This window comes from Streptomyces sp. NPDC059853 (assembly GCF_042731495.1).
GTDB lineage: Bacteria > Actinomycetota > Actinomycetes > Streptomycetales > Streptomycetaceae > Streptomyces.
The window spans coordinates 1-2,636 of sequence record NZ_JBHWJL010000464.1; the positions used below are offsets into that span (position 1 = coordinate 1).

The 2,636-nt window shown below is 77.4% G+C and carries 3 protein-coding genes; all 3 read right to left on the reverse strand.

Annotated features, from left to right (window positions below; all coding sequences use genetic code 11):
• On the reverse strand, nt 1–730 hold a 730-nt coding region (locus ACFV5N_RS26755), incomplete at its 3' end, for an amidohydrolase family protein (RefSeq protein ID WP_385604801.1).
• Entirely contained in the window at nt 727–1,743 is a 1,017-nt protein-coding gene (locus tag ACFV5N_RS26760; protein ID WP_385604803.1) for an aldo/keto reductase, read from the reverse strand. The genes ACFV5N_RS26755 and ACFV5N_RS26760, both read right to left, overlap by 4 nt.
• A complete protein-coding gene (locus tag ACFV5N_RS26765) occupies nt 1,740–2,531 on the reverse strand; it encodes an SDR family NAD(P)-dependent oxidoreductase (protein WP_385604806.1) in 792 nt (263 codons plus the stop codon). Before ACFV5N_RS26765 ends, ACFV5N_RS26760 begins: the two co-directional genes overlap by 4 nt.
• Nucleotides 2,532–2,636: the final 105 nt, after the last annotated feature.

The window sequence follows — 2,636 nt, forward strand, 5'->3', positions numbered from 1 at the left end:
ACACCGGCCAGTCCGAGCCGGCCATCAGCCGGTCGGGGCCGAACGCCTCCAGCGCGGTGTCCGCGTACGGGCGCAGGTCCGCCACCGTCCAGTGCCGCCAGTCCGCCTCGGTGACCAGCCCGGAGAGCTTGGCGGTGGTGTTCGGCAGCGCCGCGAACCGGCGCAGGTCCCGCGCCCACGGCTCCCGCTCCCCCGCCGCGATCGGCGGCTTGCCCAGGTGGTCAAGGACGAAGGTGAGTTCGGGCCGCAGCGCGGCGGCCCGGGTGGCGGCGGGCAATTGGTGCGGCCGGATCACCAGGTCGTACACCAGCCCGGCCGCCGCGACGGCCGCCAGTCCCCGCTGGACGTCGGGGCGCAGCAGCCAGTGCGGGTCCGGCTCGCTCTGCACCTGGTGGCGGATGCCGGACAGCCGTGCGCCGCCGGGCAGGGCGCGTAACGCCGCGAGCGTGTCGGCGACGGCCGCGTCCCGCAGCTCCGTCCAGCCGACGACCCCGGCGACCAGTCCTCCGGCCTCGCGTTCCGCCGCCAGGGCGAGCAGTTCCGGGGTCTCCTCCGGCACGGTGACGGTCTGCACCAGGACGGTGCCCTCCACCCCGGCCTCGCGGGCGTGCGGCAGCAGGTCGGCGAGGGTGAATCCGCGCCGGATGGGGGCGAACGCGGGAGCGTCCAGCCACTCCTGCGGGCGGACGGCGAGGTCCCACACGTGGTGGTGGGCGTCGACGAGCCTCATGCCGGGGCCGCCTCTCCCCGGGCCGGGACCGGTGCGTGCGCCGGCAGCAGCCCCTCGGCGCGCAGTTCCTCCCACAGGCCGTCCGGTACGGGGTGCCGGAACATCGCCACCGCGTCCCGTACCTCGGCGGCCGAGCGGGCCCCGACCAGCACGCCGGTAACGGCCGGGTGTCCCAGCGGGAAGCGCAGCGCGGCGGCGCGCAGCGGGACGCCGTGCCGGCCGGCGATCTCCTGGATCGCCAGCGCGCGGCGCAGCAGCGGTTCGGGCGCGGGACGGTAGTCGTAGGAGGCGCCGGGGCGGGGGGCGGCGAGCAGCCCGCTGTTGAACACGCCGCCGATGAGGACCGACACGCCCCGCTCGGCGGCCAGCGGCAGCAGCTCGGTCAGTCCGTCCTGGTCCAGCAGGGTGTAGCGCCCGGCCAGCAGGACCGCGTCGATGTCGGTGTCGCGGACGAAGCGGGCGGGCATCGCGGACTGGTTCATGCCGACGCCGATGGCGCCGACCGTGCCCTCGGCGCGCATCCGCTCCAGCGCGGGGTACGCCTCGGTGAGGGCCTGCCGCTCGTGGTCGTCCGGGTCGTGGAGCAGGACGAGATCGGCGCGGTCCAGGCCCAGCCGCTCCAGGCTGGACTCCAGGGAGCGGCGGACGCCGTCGGCGCTGAAGTCCCAGACGCGGCGGTGGGTGGCGGGGACGCCGGGGAAGCCGTGGGCGCCGTCGTGGCCCGCCGTCCCGCCGTCGCTGGGGACGAGCAGCCGGCCGACCTTGGTGGACAGCGTCCAGTCGGCGCGGGGCCGCTCCGCGAGCGCGGCGCCGAGCCGCCGTTCGGAGAGGCCGAGGCCGTAGTGCGGTGCGGTGTCGAAGCCGCGGATGCCCGCCTCCCAGGCGGCGTCCACGGTCCGCCGGGCCGCGTCCGCCGCCACGGGGACGCCGAGTCCGGCCAGGGGCGCGCCGCCGAGGGAGAGCGGGCCGAGGGTGACGGTGCTGCGGCCCAGGGTCCGCCGCGGCCCGATCATGCGGTCGGGCCGGGAGCGGTGGACGGGCCGCTGTGCGGGCGCGGTCGCAGTCCGGCCATGCCGCCGTCGACAGCGAGCGCGGTGCCGGTGACGGAGGCGGCGGCGGGCGAGGCGAGATAGACGATGGCGGCGGCGACCTCGTCGGCGGTGACCAGCCGGCCCATGGGCTGACGGGCGGTCAGCGCGGCCCGCTCGGCTTCGGGGTCGTCCGCCGCGTCCAGCAGCCGCCCGACCCACGGGGTGTCGGCGGTGCCGGGGTTGACGCAGTTGACGCGGATGCCCTCGGCGAGGTGGTCGGTGGCCATCGCCAGGGTGAGGGACTGGACGGCGCCCTTGCTCGCCGAGTACAGGGCGCGCTGCGGCAGTCCGGCGGTGGCGGCCACCGAGCAGGTGTTGACGATCGCGGCGTGCCGGGAGGCGCGCAGCAGCGGCAGGGCGGCACGGGTGGTGCGCACGATGCCCAGCACGTTGACGTCCAGGACGCGGTGCCATTCCTCGTCGCTGTTGTCCTCGACGGTCCCGGCGGCGCCGATGCCGGCGTTGTTCACCAGGATGTCGAGGCCGCCGAGTTCCGCCCCGGCGGCGGTGACGGCGGCGCGCACGGAGGCGTCGTCGGCGAGGTCGGCGCTCAGGCCGCGCAGCGGCGGACCGGCGGCTGCCGGGTCCAGGTCGAGTACGGCGACGGCGGCGCCGCGTGCGGCGAGCAGCCGGGCGGTGGCCAGGCCGATGCCGGAGCCGCCACCGGTGACCAGGGCGCGCAGCCCGGCGAGTTCACCGGTGGCGCTCATCGGGCGGCCCGCCGCACGGTGCCGGGGCGCGGGCGGGTTCGGGGTCGGGTGGGGGTGCGCGGGGCCGGTGCCTGGGTCATCGGCGGACCTTCCGGGTCGGCGGGG